Origin of the sequence: Agromyces sp. NPDC127015 (assembly GCF_042725165.1) — a bacterium.
GTDB classification, from domain to species: Bacteria; Actinomycetota; Actinomycetes; order Actinomycetales; family Microbacteriaceae; genus Agromyces; species Agromyces chromiiresistens.
Genome location: NZ_JBHXDI010000002.1, coordinates 452,522 through 466,142, shown reverse-complemented (window position 1 = coordinate 466,142; position 13,621 = coordinate 452,522). Strand labels below are relative to the sequence as shown.

General features: G+C 71.4%; 18 protein-coding genes. 10 read left to right on the top strand and 8 right to left on the bottom strand.

Features of this window, described 5'->3' with window-relative positions; all coding sequences use genetic code 11:
* Positions 1-894 carry a tryptophan 2,3-dioxygenase gene (gene kynA / locus ACFWGP_RS08450; protein ID WP_374201082.1) on the bottom strand — a complete coding sequence of 298 codons (894 nt, stop codon included), beginning with the start codon at positions 892-894 and terminating at the stop codon, positions 1-3.
* A gap of 251 nt (positions 895-1,145) precedes the next feature.
* On the opposite strand from kynA, the gene ACFWGP_RS08445 reads away from it, so the two are divergent.
* Positions 1,146-1,802 carry a TetR/AcrR family transcriptional regulator gene (locus ACFWGP_RS08445; protein WP_231429694.1) on the top strand — a complete coding sequence of 219 codons (657 nt, stop codon included), beginning with the start codon at positions 1,146-1,148 and terminating at the stop codon, positions 1,800-1,802.
* 109 nt (positions 1,803-1,911) lie between these two features.
* Here ACFWGP_RS08445 and ACFWGP_RS08440 read toward each other — a convergent pair whose 3' ends face one another.
* Together ACFWGP_RS08440 and ACFWGP_RS08435 are read right to left on the bottom strand one after the other, a co-directional pair.
* Positions 1,912-2,607: an MOSC domain-containing protein gene (locus tag ACFWGP_RS08440; RefSeq protein ID WP_231429695.1), complete on the bottom strand. Its 696-nt coding sequence runs from the start codon at positions 2,605-2,607 to the stop codon at positions 1,912-1,914.
* A 26-nt stretch (positions 2,608-2,633) separates the two neighbouring features.
* Positions 2,634-3,476 carry a VOC family protein gene (locus ACFWGP_RS08435; RefSeq protein WP_376930756.1) on the bottom strand — a complete coding sequence of 281 codons (843 nt, stop codon included), beginning with the start codon at positions 3,474-3,476 and terminating at the stop codon, positions 2,634-2,636.
* Positions 3,477-3,631: 155 nt separating this feature from the next.
* Here ACFWGP_RS08435 and ACFWGP_RS08430 point away from each other — a divergent pair, with 155 nt between their 5' ends.
* From ACFWGP_RS08430 to ACFWGP_RS08405, 6 genes are all read left to right on the top strand, one after another.
* On the top strand, positions 3,632-3,835 hold the full coding sequence (locus tag ACFWGP_RS08430; RefSeq protein WP_231429696.1) for a ribbon-helix-helix protein, CopG family: 204 nt from the start codon (positions 3,632-3,634) through the stop codon (positions 3,833-3,835).
* Positions 3,832-4,203: a type II toxin-antitoxin system death-on-curing family toxin gene (locus ACFWGP_RS08425; protein WP_231429697.1), complete on the top strand. Its 372-nt coding sequence runs from the start codon at positions 3,832-3,834 to the stop codon at positions 4,201-4,203. Before ACFWGP_RS08430 ends, ACFWGP_RS08425 begins: the two co-directional genes overlap by 4 nt.
* Positions 4,204-4,271: 68 nt before the next feature.
* Positions 4,272-4,877, top strand: a complete 606-nt coding sequence (locus tag ACFWGP_RS08420) for a helix-turn-helix domain-containing protein (RefSeq protein ID WP_376930651.1) — start codon at positions 4,272-4,274, stop codon at positions 4,875-4,877.
* A gap of 32 nt (positions 4,878-4,909) precedes the next feature.
* Positions 4,910-5,764 carry a DMT family transporter gene (locus ACFWGP_RS08415; RefSeq protein WP_376930755.1) on the top strand — a complete coding sequence of 285 codons (855 nt, stop codon included), beginning with the start codon at positions 4,910-4,912 and terminating at the stop codon, positions 5,762-5,764.
* Entirely contained in the window at positions 5,761-6,102 is a 342-nt protein-coding gene (locus tag ACFWGP_RS08410) for an antibiotic biosynthesis monooxygenase (RefSeq protein WP_275505217.1), read from the top strand. Before ACFWGP_RS08415 ends, ACFWGP_RS08410 begins: the two co-directional genes overlap by 4 nt.
* A 4-nt stretch (positions 6,103-6,106) precedes the next feature.
* Entirely contained in the window at positions 6,107-7,045 is a 939-nt protein-coding gene (locus tag ACFWGP_RS08405; protein ID WP_376930650.1) for a dihydrodipicolinate synthase family protein, read from the top strand.
* Between the two features lie 122 nt (positions 7,046-7,167).
* Here the strand turns inward: ACFWGP_RS08405 and ACFWGP_RS08400 are convergent, their stop codons facing one another.
* The 4 genes from ACFWGP_RS08400 to purD form a co-directional block, all read right to left on the bottom strand.
* Positions 7,168-7,584 carry a VOC family protein gene (locus tag ACFWGP_RS08400; protein ID WP_231429701.1) on the bottom strand — a complete coding sequence of 139 codons (417 nt, stop codon included), beginning with the start codon at positions 7,582-7,584 and terminating at the stop codon, positions 7,168-7,170.
* A 10-nt stretch (positions 7,585-7,594) separates the two neighbouring features.
* Entirely contained in the window at positions 7,595-8,014 is a 420-nt protein-coding gene (locus ACFWGP_RS08395; protein WP_231429702.1) for a helix-turn-helix transcriptional regulator, read from the bottom strand.
* 84 nt (positions 8,015-8,098) lie between these two features.
* Positions 8,099-9,049, bottom strand: coding sequence for a phosphoribosylaminoimidazolesuccinocarboxamide synthase (locus tag ACFWGP_RS08390; RefSeq protein WP_231429703.1), 951 nt, complete (start codon positions 9,047-9,049; stop codon positions 8,099-8,101).
* A gap of 32 nt (positions 9,050-9,081) precedes the next feature.
* A complete protein-coding gene (gene purD, locus ACFWGP_RS08385; RefSeq protein ID WP_275505219.1) occupies positions 9,082-10,425 on the bottom strand; it encodes a phosphoribosylamine--glycine ligase in 1,344 nt (447 codons plus the stop codon).
* A gap of 82 nt (positions 10,426-10,507) precedes the next feature.
* Between purD and lspA the strand changes: the two genes are divergently transcribed.
* The 3 genes from lspA to ACFWGP_RS08370 are packed head-to-tail and all read left to right on the top strand — an operon-like array spanning position 10,508 to position 11,912.
* On the top strand, positions 10,508-11,074 hold the full coding sequence (gene lspA / locus ACFWGP_RS08380) for a signal peptidase II (RefSeq protein ID WP_231429705.1): 567 nt from the start codon (positions 10,508-10,510) through the stop codon (positions 11,072-11,074).
* 41 nt (positions 11,075-11,115) lie between these two features.
* Positions 11,116-11,508 carry a sterol carrier family protein gene (locus tag ACFWGP_RS08375; RefSeq protein ID WP_231429706.1) on the top strand — a complete coding sequence of 131 codons (393 nt, stop codon included), beginning with the start codon at positions 11,116-11,118 and terminating at the stop codon, positions 11,506-11,508.
* A 44-nt stretch (positions 11,509-11,552) separates the two neighbouring features.
* The gene (locus ACFWGP_RS08370) at positions 11,553-11,912 is read left to right on the top strand and encodes a potassium transporter Trk (protein ID WP_231429707.1); all 360 of its coding nucleotides are present in this window, start codon (positions 11,553-11,555) and stop codon (positions 11,910-11,912) included.
* A gap of 194 nt (positions 11,913-12,106) precedes the next feature.
* On the opposite strand, the gene purF is transcribed toward ACFWGP_RS08370, so the two are convergent.
* A complete protein-coding gene (purF, locus tag ACFWGP_RS08365) occupies positions 12,107-13,564 on the bottom strand; it encodes an amidophosphoribosyltransferase (protein WP_231429708.1) in 1,458 nt (485 codons plus the stop codon).
* Positions 13,565-13,621: the final 57 nt, after the last annotated feature.

Sequence of the window (13,621 nt, the reverse complement as noted above, 5' to 3'; positions counted from 1 at the left end):
TCAACCCGGGATCTCGGTTCGCACCGCGTAGAGCTCGGGGAAGAACGTGAGCTCGAGCGCGCGCTTGAGGAACGGGGCGCCGCTCGAACCGCCCGTGCCGGTCTTCGAGCCGATGATGCGCTCGACGGTCTTGAGGTGACGGAACCGCCAGAGCTGGAAGTTGTCCTCAAGGTCGACGAGCTCCTCGCAGGTCTCGTAGGCCGACCAGTGCTCGTCGGTGTCGCCGTAGATCTGCGCGAACACGGGGACGAGCTCGGGGGTGAAGGTCCAGGCGAGGGTCACGTCGCGCTCGAGCACCTCGGTCGGGATCGGGTAGCCGGCCCGGGCGAGCAGGCGGAGGAACTCGTCGTACAGGCTCGGCGACTCGAGCGCATGGCGCAGCAGGGCGGTGGCCGAGGCATCCGACTCGAAGATCTGCAGCATCTTCGCGTTCTTGTTGCCGAGCACGAACTCGACCGCGCGGTACTGGTACGACTGGAACCCGCTCGCGTTGCCGAGCACGCCGCGGAACTGCGCGTACTCGGTCGGGGTGAGCGTCGCGAGCACCGACCACTGCTCGGTGAGGGTCTTCTGGATGTGCTTGACGCGGGCGATGCACTTGAGCGCCCGGCCGAGCTCGTCGGCGCGCAGCAGGTCGCGCGCGGTCTCGAGCTCGTGCAGCACGAGCTTCAGCCACAGCTCGGTGGTCTGGTGCTGGATGATGAACAGCAGCTCGTCGTGGTGCTCGGGACGCGAGATCGGGCGCTGCGCGCTGAGCAGCGTCGGCAGGTCGAGGTAGCCGCCGTAGCTCATGCGGTCGCTGAAGTCGGTGACGACCGTCGCCTCGATGGTTCGGGTGTTCGCCGCGACGCCGTCGCTCACGCCTTCGCCCGCGCTGGCTGACTCAGTACTCACCCGTCAAGCCTAAGCGCGACGGTCGGTCGAGTAGCGCTGAGCCGCCACCAGGTCGGTCGAGTAGCGACGAAGGAGCGTATCGAGACCACCGCTCCGACCCCGAACCGACGCGACGGGCGCTCGCCGTAATCTCCCGGCTCGCCCGCCGCGCGGTCGTCCTCCACTCCCCCGTGAAGGTCGGTCGTCTCGTTCTTCGGGTAAACGGAGACGGCTCTCCGAATCATACGTGAAGAACCGCGTACAGTGAAGCGATGACCTCCTCGGCTTCGTCGCGCCGGGACGCACGGCGCAATCACGAACGTCTGCTCGCCGAAGCACGGCGGCTCTTCGCCGAGCGGGGCATCGACGCGCCGCTCGACGAGCTCGCGACGCGCGCGGGAGTCGGGGCGGGCACCGTCTACCGACACTTCCCCAATCGCGACGCACTCGTCCGCGAGCTCTACGACAACGCCGTCGCGGAGCTGCACGACCTCGCCCCCGAGATCCTCGGTGCCGAGACCGGCTGGCGATCGGTCGAGCTCTATGTCGAGCGCCTCGGCGCCTGGGTCGCGGACTCGCCGTTCCTGCCCGCCGTCATGCGACGGGTCGCCGAGCTCGACCCGTCGCATCGCCCGGGCATCGAGTTCGAGCCGCTCGTCAACGGCATGATCGAGCGCGCCCAGGCCGAGGGCGCCCTGCGCGCCGACGTCACGGCCGTCGACCTCAGCATCCTCGTCGACATGCTCGGCTCGCTCGGCCAGTACGGCGGCGAGTACCTGCCGTTCTGGCGGCGTCAGCTCACGATCATCCTCGACGGGCTGCGGGCGCGACCGGGCACGACCCCGATGCCCGTGCCGGGCCAGGCGTTCGACGCCTTCCACGACATGTCCCACGCGAAGGGCCCGAAGCCGCGTCCGTCGGTCGAGTAGCGCCCGGCCGGCCCACCGTCGGTCGAGGAGCGCCCGAAGGAGGGCGCGTATCGGGACCACGCCCCGAGCGGCCTGAACCCGACCCCGAGCGACCTCGGCCTCGTCGGCCTCAGCCCGCGAGCCCGACCCCGTCACCCACGCGGATCACCGCGGGCGCCACCACGTCGGCGTACACCGCGAGCGACATCTCGCGCTCCTTCGTGAGCGGCTTCAGCAGTCGCCCCTCCGCCGTCGTGCCGTCCTGCGCGACATCCACGGTTCGGCACCGCTCGATGCGTTCGACGACCCGCAGCCGGGCGTCGCCGACGGTGATCTCCCGCCCGAGCCAGCCCTCCTCGACGAACGGCTCGTCGGTCTCCACGACGAGGTTGACGCGCAGCCGTCGCGGGTCGGAGTCGATGCCGAAGCGCTCGGCGCACCACGCGAGCGAGGCGGTGCCGACGATCGAGATCTGCCCGCCGTCCTGCATGGGGATGTCGCGCTCGGGCAGCGCTCGGACGCTCGCGCCCATGCGCTCGGACAGGTCGGCGTCGAGCTCCTCCTCGCCGACGAGCCACAGGCCGTGGTCGCCCCGCTGCACCTGCACCGAGCCGTCCGCCGTCGTCGAAGCCGCGTACTCGAAGACCGCGTCGCGCCGGCGGAAGCGTCGCGTGTTCTTGCCCGACGCGAACTTGCCGTCGACGTCGACGACGGCGAAACCGCGATCGCCGACGAGTCCGCGCGCGTCGAGCGCCACCTGGGTGAGGGCCTCGCCGCCCATCGCCTTGACGGGGTATCGGCGGATCGATCGGAGCGGGTAGGTCATCGGGTCAGCCTATCCGCGGGACCCGATCATCCCGCCGCGCGCACCTCGACGAGGTTGGCCCACGGGTCGTCGAACGCGAGCGTCCGGCCGTCGTCGCGCGTGCCGACCCGGTAGTGGGCCATGCGCTCGCCGAGTTCGCCGAGGTCGTCGGAGGTGGGCACGACGATCTCGACCTTGCCGAGGCCGAGGGCGAGCCCGCGGCGGCCGGCGCCGCGACTGTTCCACGTGTTCATCGCCATGTGGTGGTGGTACCCGCCGGCCGACACGAAGAGCGCCTGGTCGCCCATCTCGGCGGTCGTCTCGAAGCCCAGCCGGTCGACGTAGAACTCGCGTGCGCTCGCGACGTCGCCGACCGAGAGGTGCACGTGGCCGACGACGGCGTCGCCCAGCCGGTCGCCCGAGGCGACGGCGGCCGTGCCGGTCTCGCCGAGGTGGTCGCGCAGGTAGCCGTTCGGGTCGAGGTAGATGGTCGCCATCTCGACGGTGCCGTGCACCCAGCTCCAGGTCGAGCGGTCGCGGTCGAAGTACAGCTCGACGCCGTTGCCCTCGGGGTCGGTGAAGTAGAAGGCCTCGCTCACGAGGTGGTCGGCGCTGCCGGTGAAGGTGCCGGGGTAGCGGGTCGCGACCGAGGCGATCGCCGTCGCGAGCGCTTCACGCGCGTCGAAGAGGATCGCGGTGTGGAAGAGCCCGGCGTCGCGCGGCGACGCGTGCTTCAGCTCGGGCGCGTGCTGCAGGATCACGATCGGCGTCGCGCCGCGGCCGAGCACGGCGACGGGGCCGTCGTGGCTGAGCAGCTCGAGGGTGACGCCGTCGCGGTAGTAGCGGATCATGCCGTCGAGGTCGGCGACGCGCAGCGTCACCGCACCCATGCCGGTGTCGGCCGCGAGGAGTCCGGCGCCTTCGGGCGCCCCATTGGTTGTAAGCACAACTAATACTAACGGATGTCGCGGCGAATCCATTCCGGATCGGCAGAATCGCGGCATCCCCCGACTGGTATCATCGTGGTATCACCGGAGGTGATCTCATGGCCCTCACGCTGCGCCTCTCCGAAGAGGACGACCGACTGCTCACCGAGCTCGCCGCACGCGAGCACCGCTCGAAGAACGACGTCGTGCTCGCCGCGATCCGCGATCGCGCCGAGCGCGCGGCGAAGGCCGAGCGCACCCGCGCCGCATTCGCCCGCATCGAGGCACGCGACGCCGACGCGCTCGACCTGCTGTCGCAGTGACCGAGTACGTCGAGCCGGCCGACGTCGAGGAGTGGCTCGCATCGCGCGGCTTCCACGTGCGCGATCGCGGGCTGCTGCTGTCGGCGCTCGCCGCACCGATGCCGGTCTTCGGCGAAGAGGTGCATCCCGGCCTGCATGAGAAGGCCGCGGTGCTGCTCATCGGGCTGAGTCGCAACCATCCGCTGTTCGACGGCAACAAGCGTCTCTCGTGGCTCGTGACTGCCGTCTTCTACGAACTCAACGGGTTCGACCTCGTCGAGCCGGAGCCCCGGGCGATCGACCGTTTCGTGCGCGCGGTGGCGGCCGGCGCGGTCGGGCGCGACGAGGCGATCGCCTGGCTCGAGGCGCGCGCGGCGCCGTTCGACTGAACTGCACCGGCGTTCGGGTCGTCGGTCGCGGGGGCGCCACGCTGCCATCAGTGCACTATCATGCACTCATGGATGCCGAGACGGAGACGCTCGCGCTCGCGATCGGGCGCAGGGTGCGCGACGAGCGACAGGCGCGCGATTGGACCCTCGACCGACTCGCAGCCGAGGCCGGCGTCAGCCGGCGCATGATCGTCAACGTCGAGCAGGGTGCCGTGAACCCGAGCGTCGGCACGCTGCTGCGACTCAGCGACGCCCTGGGCATCGGACTGCCCGCCCTCGTCGAGCCGCGGGCCGCGGCCTCCGACCTCGTCAAGGTGACCCGCCACGGCGCGGGCGCCGCGCTCTGGAGCGGTGAACGCGGCGGCCGCGGCGTGCTCGTCGCGGGCACCGAGACCCCCGACGTCGTCGAGCTCTGGGACTGGACGCTCGAACCCGGCGAACGGCACGCGAGCGAAGCGCACTCGACCGGCACGCGCGAACTCCTGCAGGTGCTCGACGGCGAACTCGTCATCGAGGTGCGCGACGCGACCCACGCGCTCGCCGTCGGCGACGCGCTGACCTTCCCCGGCGACGTCGACCACGCCTACGCCAACCCCGCCGACCGGCCCGCGCGATTCTCGCTCGCGGTGTTCGAACCCGGCGTCGGCACGACCCATCGCGAGGCGGGATCGTGAGCCGCGCGAGCGAGCGGGTGCCGCCGTGGACGATGGCGGTCGCCGCGATGCTCATGATCCAGGCGACGAACGCGCTCTCGGTGCCGCTCATCGCGCAGCTCGGCGCAGCCGGCACCGCGTGGCTGCGGCTCGCGTTCGGCGCGCTCTTCTTCATCGTCATCGCGCGGCCGCCGCTGCGCCGCGTCCGCCGCGTCGACGTGCTGCCCCTCGTCGGCCTCGGCGTCGCGACCGGCGTCATGATGGTCGCGTTCCTGTCGGCGGTCGACCGCATTCCGCTCGGCACGGCCGTGGCCATCGAGTTCCTCGGGCCGCTCACCGTCGCGGCGATCCGCAGCCACAGCCGCCGCATGCTCGTCTGGCCCGTGCTCGCGCTCGCCGGCGTCATCCTGCTCACCGAGCCCTGGCACGGGCAGGTCGACCTCGTCGGGGTCGGCTTCGCCGCCCTCGCAGGCACCGGCTGGGGCGTCTACATCCTGCTCACGCAGAAGGTCGGCGACCGCTTCTCGGGTGTGAGCGGCCTCTCGATCACGATCCCGATCGCCGCGGTGGTGACGGCCTTCGTCGGCGTACCGCAGGTGGCCGGCCACTTCGAGTGGTGGGTGCTGCTCGTCGCCGCCGGCCTCGCGCTGCTCTCGCCCGTCATCCCGTTCGGGCTCGAGATGCTGGCCCTGCGCCGCATGACGCACACCGCGTTCGGCACGCTCATGGCGCTCGAGCCCGCCTTCGGCGTCGTGCTCGGACTCGTCGTGCTGCACCAGATCCCGTCGTTGGCGCAGGTCGCGGGCATCGTGCTCGTCGTGCTCGCCGGGGCGGGAGCGCAGCGCGGAGGCATCCGCAACCGACCGACCGACGACCCCGATCCCGCACCCCTGGAGGAACGAGTATGAGCACGACACCCGCCTGCAGTTCGACGTTCATCTTCGAGATCGGCGAACTGGATGACGCGTTCCATCGCCTCAACGACGAGATCGCCGAGCGGGCCCGGCGCATTCCGGGCTTCCTCGGCGAGGAGGAGTGGCACAACGAGGCGACCGGGCTGCACGCCGAGGTGTACTACTGGTCGAGCATGGAGGCGCTGCGCGAGCTCGTCGGCATGGACGCCCACCGCATCGCCAAGGGGCGCAACGGCGAATGGCTCGGCGAGTACCGCGTCGTGATCTCCGAGGTGCAGACGGTCTACGGCAACCCGGCGCTCGGCCTCGCGCACGTGCCGGCGGAGGGGTAGTCGCATGTCCGGCGCAGGCATCTTCACCGGACTCAGCGCGTTTCCGCTCACGCCGTTCTCCGACGACGCCGTCGACGAGCGCGCGTTCGCCGGGCTCGTCGGGCGGCTCGCTTCCGCGGGTGTCGACACGATCACCGCGCTCGGCTCGACCGGGTCGTACGCCTACCTGTCGACCGACGAACGGGCCCGCGTCGCGCGGCTCGCGGTCGAGCACGCAGGCGAGACGCCGGTCGTCGTCGGCGTGGGCGCGTTGCGCACCCGCGACGTGCTCGCGAACGTGCGCAATGCCGAGGCGGCGGGGGCCAGGGGAGTGCTGCTCGCCCCGATGACGTACCAGCCGCTCACGCACGACGACGTCGTCGAGCTGTTCCGTGAGGTCGTGTCGAGCACCGAGCTGCCGGTCATCGTCTACGACAACCCCGCCACGACGCACTTCGCCTTCACGAGCGAGCTCTACGCGCGGCTCGCCGAGCTGCCGGGCGTCGCGTCGATCAAGATCCCGGGCATGCCGCTCGATGAGGCGGCGATGCGCGAGCGGGTCGCCGCGATCCGCGCGGTCGTACCGCCGCATGTCAGCATCGGCATCTCGGGCGATGCGTTCGCGGCGACCGGGCTGAACGCCGGTTGCGACGTCTGGTACTCGGTCATCGGCGGCACGCTGCCCGAGCCGGCGCTGCGCATCACGCGCGCGGCGCAGGCCGGGCGGGTCTCCGACGCGTACGCGGAATCGGCCCGGCTCGATCCGCTGTGGAAGCTGTTCGCCGAGCTCGGCGGAAGCCTGCGCGTCGTCGCCGCGATCGCCGAACAGCTCGGGCTCGCGCCCGCCCGGTGCCTGCCGCGGCCGATCCTCGGCCTCGACGAGGGGCAGCGGGCGCGGGTCGCCGAGGTCGTCGCGGAGCTGGGGCTCGCCGCCCCGGTCGCCGGCGACCGCGCAGAACTGTAGGAACTTCTGAGACCACGTCCGCGTGTTGAGTCGCGACACGCCGTCGGCGGGTCAGAAGTTCCCACCGTCGAGTCAGCGGCCCGCGCTGGGGGCTCGAGTCGGCCGCTGCGCGGCGGCGCTCGTCATCCAGCGCTCGGCTGGCTGAAGCGCAGCATGTTGCCCGCAGGGTCGCGGAAGGCGCAGTCGCGCACGCCGTAGAACTGGTCCATCGGCTCCTGCAGCACCTCGGCGCCCGCGGCGCGGATCGACTCGAACGTCGCGTCGACGTCGGGCGTCGTGAAGTTCACGCCGCGCAGCAGGCCCTTGGCGAGCAGTTGCGCCGCGGCATCCTTGTCGGACTGGGTCGCGTTCGGGTCGGCGATCGGCGGTTCGAGCACGATGTTGACGTCGGGCTGCGACGGCGAGCCGACCGTGACCCATCGCATGCCCTCGTAGGCGATGTCGTTGCGCACCTCGAGGCCGAGCACGTCGCGGTAGAAGGGGATCGCGGTGTCGTGGTCGTCGACCGCGATGAAGCACTGGGAGAGTGAGATGTCCATGACCTCGACGCTACCGAGGCGAGGTCTTGCCCGCTTCTCCATTCCTGACGGGGCGGGTCTGGATCTTCACGATGCACGCCGGAATCGGCGCCGCGACGTCGTGCGACCGGGCCCGGTAGGCGCTCGGGCTCTCGCCGACGAGCTCGGTGAACCGCGAGCTGAACGAACCGAGCGAGGTACAGCCGACCGCGAAACACACCTCGGTCACGCTGAGGTCGCCGCGGCGCAGCAGCGCCTTGGCCCGCTCGATGCGCCGCGTCATGAGGTAGCTGTACGGAGTCTCGCCGTACGCCTCGCGGAAGCTGCGCGAGAAGTGCCCCGCCGACATGAGGGCGACCCTCGCGAGCGCCTCCACGTCGAGCGGCTGCTCGTAGTCGCGGTCCATCGTGTCGCGGGCGCGGCGCAGGCGGCGCAGGTCGTCGAGGTTCATCGGGCGGGGGTCACCTCCTCGTGTCCATCGCGCGGGTCTCGATTCGCTTCGCTCCTCGACCACCGGGTTCCGAGCGCCCGCTCGTCAACCCTCGATCGGCAGCCGCAGCCGGTCGAGCAGCTCGCGATATCGCGCGGCGGTCTGTGCGACGACCTCGTCGGGCAGCACCGGCGGGCGGCCCTGCTGGTCCCAGTTCGCGGCGAGCCAGTCGCGCACGATCTGCTTGTCGAAGCTCGCCATGCGCTCGGCCGGGGTCGTGCCGGCGGCGTAGGCCGCGGCATCCCAGTACCGGCTCGAATCGCTCGTGAGCACCTCGTCGGCGAGCGTCACGATGCCCGTCGCGCGGTCGGCGCCGAACTCGAACTTCGTGTCGGCGAGGATGAGCCCGCGCTCTTCGGCGATGGTCGAGGCGCGTGCGAACACCTCGAGCGAGAGCTCGCGCAGCTGCGCGGCGACGACCTCGCCGACGAGCTCGATCGTGCGCTCGTACGAGATGTTCTCGTCGTGCGCGCCGAGCGGCGCCTTCCATGCGGGCGTGTAGATCGGCTCGGGCAGGCGGTCGCCGTCGGCGAGGCCCTCGGGCAGCTCGATGCCGCCGATCGCACCGGTCGCGACGTACTCCTTGTAGCCGCTGCCCGTGAGGTACCCGCGCACGACGCACTCGATCGGGAACATGTCGAGCGTGCGGCACAGCGTCGCCCGGTCGGCGACCTCGGCCGGCACCTCGGGGAGCTCGAGCACCTCGAGCCGGTCGTCGAGCGGGTGCGCGAGGTGGTTCGGCACCTGTGGAAGCTCGTCGAACCACCAGTGCGTGAGCGCCGTGAGCATGGCGCCCTTGCCCGGGATCGCCGGCTCGAGCAGGTGGTCGAACGCGCTCACGCGGTCGCTCGCGACGACGAGCACGACGGGCGAGGTCGCGAGCGGGTCGCCCGTCCAGCTGTCGTCGTCGGTCATCAGCTTCGTCGGCACGTACAGGTCGCGCACCTTGCCCGAGTAGACGTGGGTCCAGCCGGGCAGTTCACCGGTGTCGGTCATGCTGATCTCCTCGCTTCGGGCCGCTTCGCCGCTCACTCCGCGACGCGCGCCGCGATGTCGGTGCGGTACTGGCCGCCGTCGAGCCGCACCTGGCCGAGGGCCTCGTAGGCGCGTCGGCGGGCGTCGGCGAAGCCGTCGCCGAGGGCGACCACGTTGAGCACGCGGCCGCCGGTCGCGATGAGCGGCGCGTCGTCGCCCGGCTGCGCGTCGTCGGGCAGGGCGCCCACCGCGGTCGCGGCGTGGGCGAGGTGCACGCCGGGCACGGATGCCGCGGCGTCGAGCCCCTCGATGACCCGGCCCGTCTCGGGTGACTCGGGGTAGCCCTCGCTCGCGAGCACGACCGTGACGGCGGCCCGGTCGCTGAACACCGGCCGGTCGAGCCCGCCCAGCCCACCCGTGGCGGCCGCGAGCAGCAGGCCCGACAGCGGGGTCTCGAGGCGGGGCAGCACGACCTGGGTCTCGGGGTCGCCGAAGCGGGCGTTGAACTCGATCACGCGGATCCCGCGGGAGGTGAGGATGAGTCCCGCGTAGAGCAGGCCGATGAACGGCGTCTCCTCCGACGCGAGCCGGCGCACCGTCGGCAGCGCGATGGTCTCGATGACCTCGTCGACGAATGCCTGCTCGCTGCCGAACCGACCGCCTCGACCGTCGACCGCGTCGGCGAGCCAGGGCAGCGGGGAGTAGGCGCCCATGCCGCCAGTGTTCGGGCCCTGGTCGCCGTCGCGCAGGCGCTTGTAGTCCTGGGCGGGTGAGAGCGGCAGCACGTGCTCGCCGTCGGAGAGGAGGAAGAGCGAGACCTCCTGGCCGTCGAGGAACTCCTCGACGAGCACGGGGCCCTGCTGCAGGTAGTGGGCGGCGTGCGCGAGCGCGGCGTCGCGGTCTTCGGTGACGAGCACGCCCTTGCCGGCGGCGAGGCCGTCGGCCTTCACGACGTGCGGCGCACCGAACTCGTCGAGCGTCGCGGCGACCTCGTCGATGGTGGTGGCGAGCGTCGCGCGGCCGGTCGGGACGCCAGCGGCCTCCATGATGCGCTTCGCGAAGGTCTTCGAGCCCTCGAGTGCTGCCGCCTGCCTGCCCGGCCCGAACACCGGGATGCCGCGGGCGCGGAGCGCGTCGGCGACGCCGGCGACGAGGGGCGCCTCGGGGCCGACGACGACGAGGTCGATGCCGTTGTCGGCGGCGTACCCGGTGACGAGATCGGCGTCGGTCGCGTCGATGCCGACGGTCGTCACGCTGCCGCGGGCCGACGAGGTCGGCGATGCCGCGATGCCGGCGTTGCCGGGAGCGGCGATGATCTCGTGGCCGGCCTCCTCATCGAGGAGCGCGAGGATGATGGCGTGCTCGCGCGCGCCCGAGCCGAGGACGAGGATTCTCACCGGATCAGGCTACCGCTTCGGGCCGTCGCCCTCCGCTTCGACGGCGGCGGCCGCGAACGCGCGCCGGTGCGAGAATGTCCGGATGAGCTCAGACCCGGCCGCTCCCGGCGACGCACCGACCGACGCCGGCCCCGCGGCCGCGCGCGAGCCCGCAGCATCCGGCCGGCGCCTGTTCTGGTGGGTGATCGCCATCGCCGTCGTCGTCGTGGTGGTCGATCAGGCCAGCAAGTGGTGGGCCGTCGCCGAACTCGGCGACGGCACCGCCGTTCCCGTGATCGGCGATCTCATCCGCTTCGTGCTCGTGTACAACCCGGGCGCCGCGTTCTCGATCGGCACCGAGCACACGTGGATCTTCGCGATCCTCGCGGGCGTCGGCGCCGTCGCCGTCGCGTGGTACGCGTGGCGGGTGCGCTCGGTCGGCTGGACGATCGCGCTCGGGCTGCTGCTCGGCGGCGCCGTGACGCACCTCGGCGATCGACTGTTCCGGGAGCCCGGATTCGGCCGGGGCCACGTCGTCGACTTCATCGGGTACGGCGACTGGTTCATCGGCAACGTCGCCGACATCGCGATCTTCGCCGGCGCGGTGATGATCCTCGTCCTCACGCTCATGGGCGTCTCGCCCAAGGGCGGGCGCACGCGCGACGCCTGACGCGCGCAGGCACGTCGCCCGTCGGTGGCAGAATCGCCCACATGGCACGAGCGAGGATCGGCGACGAGATCGGGCGGGCGGCGGTCGCGACGATCGTCGCGATCGCGGCACGGCACGAGGGGGATGTCGCGGCCGCGACGTCCTCGGTCGACCGTGCGACGCTCGCCCTCGCGGTGCGGTACTCGCTGCAGCTGCTCGCCGAGCAGGCGCCGGGCGGCACGCTCGAGGTGCGGGTGCCGCCGTTCGCGGCCGTGCAGTGCGTCGAGGGGCCGAAGCACACCCGCGGCACGCCGCCCAACGTGATCGAGACCGACGCCGCGACCTGGCTCGCCCTCGCGACGGGCGCGCGGTCGTGGGCCGACGCCCGAACGTCGGGCACGGTGCACGCCTCCGGGCAGCGCGCCGACCTCGAGGGGCTGCTGCCGGTCGTCTGAGCGCGAGCGGCGCTCCCCGGCCGCCGGTGCGCGACAATGGAAGGGTGAGCGACACCCACGAACGGCCCGAACCGCAGTACGAGACCGAGGCGACCCGCGACGAGGTCGTGGTCCGGCGGTCTCCGCGCTACGGGGTGTGGATGCTCGCAGGCGCGGTCGTCGGTGCGATCGTCGCGTTCGTGCTCTCGTTCGCCTTCGCGCCGACGGAGGCGCAGATCGCCGAGCGCGTGCAAGAGGACTTCACGTACGACCAGGGCCAGGTGTTCGGCTTCCTGCTGCTCGGCGGCGTCGCCGTCGGCGTCGCCCTCGGCGCCCTCGTCGCCCTCGTCGTCGATCGCGCCATGTCGCGCCGCGTCACGCACGCCGTCGCCGAGCACGACGAGACGCACCGCGTCGACGGCTGAGACGCCTCCCGACACCCGTCGATCGGGTTCCCCGTCGGCTCGGGTCCCTGCGGCATGGCATCGACGTCGCCGCGCGGCATCCAGTCGTCGTTCGGCCGACCCGCCGACGCACGCGCGTGGCGACTCCGACACCGAGTCGGCTCGCGATTCAGTGTCGGAGGAGTCGGAGCGGAGGCGTCGGCTCGTCGCGCCGCTCAGCTGAGCTGCGTGCGCTCCACCCAGCCGAGGTACTCCTCGGTGACCGTGCCGGTGACGTACTCGCCCGTGAAGCACGAGAGGTCGAGCCGGTCGATCGAGGTGCCCTCGGTGATCGCCGCCTGCAGGTCGGCGACCTCCTGGTAGATCATGTGGTCGGCGCCGAGCTCGGCCGCGATCTCGGGGATCTTGCGCCCGTGGGCGATGAGCTCCTGCCGGCTCGGCATGTTGATGCCGTACACGTGCGGGTAGCGCACGGGCGGGGCGGCCGAGGCGAACGTCACCTTGTTGGCGCCGGCGTCGCGGGCCATCTGCACGATCTGCTGCGACGTGGTGCCCCGCACGATCGAGTCGTCGACGATGAGGATGTTCTTGCCGCGGAACTCGGTACCCATGGCGTTGAGCTTCTGGCGCACCGATCGCTTGCGCTCGGACTGGCCGGGCATGATGAAGGTGCGGCCGACGTAGCGGTTCTTGTAGAAGCCCTCGCGGTACTCGATGCCGAGCTTCTGGGCGACCTGCATCGCCGACGGGCGCGACGAGTCGGGGATGGGCATGACGACGTCGACGTCGCCGAGCGGCATGTGCGTCGCGACGGTGTCGGCGAGGCGGTCGCCCATGCGCAGGCGCGACTCGTAGACCGAGATGCCGTTCATGACCGAGTCGGGTCGGGCGAGGTAGACGTACTCGAACGAGCACGGCACGAGCACCGGGTTCTTCGCGCACTGGCGCGAGATCATCTCGCCGTCGAGGGTGATGAAGATCGCCTCGCCGGGCTCGACGTCGCGCACGATCTCGTAGTCGCCGTTCTCGAGCACGAGCGACTCGCTCGCCACGATCCACTCGTCGCGGCCGGACTCGGTGACGCGCTTGCCGAGGATGAGCGGGCGGATGCCGAACGGGTCGCGGAAGGCGAGCAGGCCGTAACCGGCGATCATCGAGATCACCGCGTACGACCCCTCGACGCGCTCGTGCACCTGCGAGACCGCCTCGAACACCTGGTCGGGGTCGAGCTCGAGGCCCTTGATCTGGCCCTGCAGCTCGGTCGCGAGCACGTTGAGCAGCATCTCGGTGTCGCTCGTCGAGTTCACGTGGCGGCGGTCGATCGAGAACAGGTCGCTCGAGAGCTCGCGCGTGTTCGTGAGGTTGCCGTTGTGCACGAGGATGATGCCGTACGGCGCGTTCACGTAGAACGGCTGCGCCTCCTCTTCGCGCTCGGCGGCGCCCTTCGTCGTGTACCGCACGTGCCCGAGCCCCATGTTGCCGATGAGCGAGCGCATGTCGCGGGTGCGGAACGCCTCGCGCACCTGCCCGCGCGCCTTCGCCATGTGGAAGACGGGGCCGTCGGCGGTCGCGATGCCCGTCGAATCCTGGCCGCGGTGCTGCAGGAGCAGCAGGCTGTCGTAGATCTGCTGGTTGACGGGCTCGGTGGAGACGATGCCGACGATGCCGCACATGCGAGCGATGGCTCCTCGTGGGGGTGTGGTGAACGACCGGAACCGGCCTCGTCGATT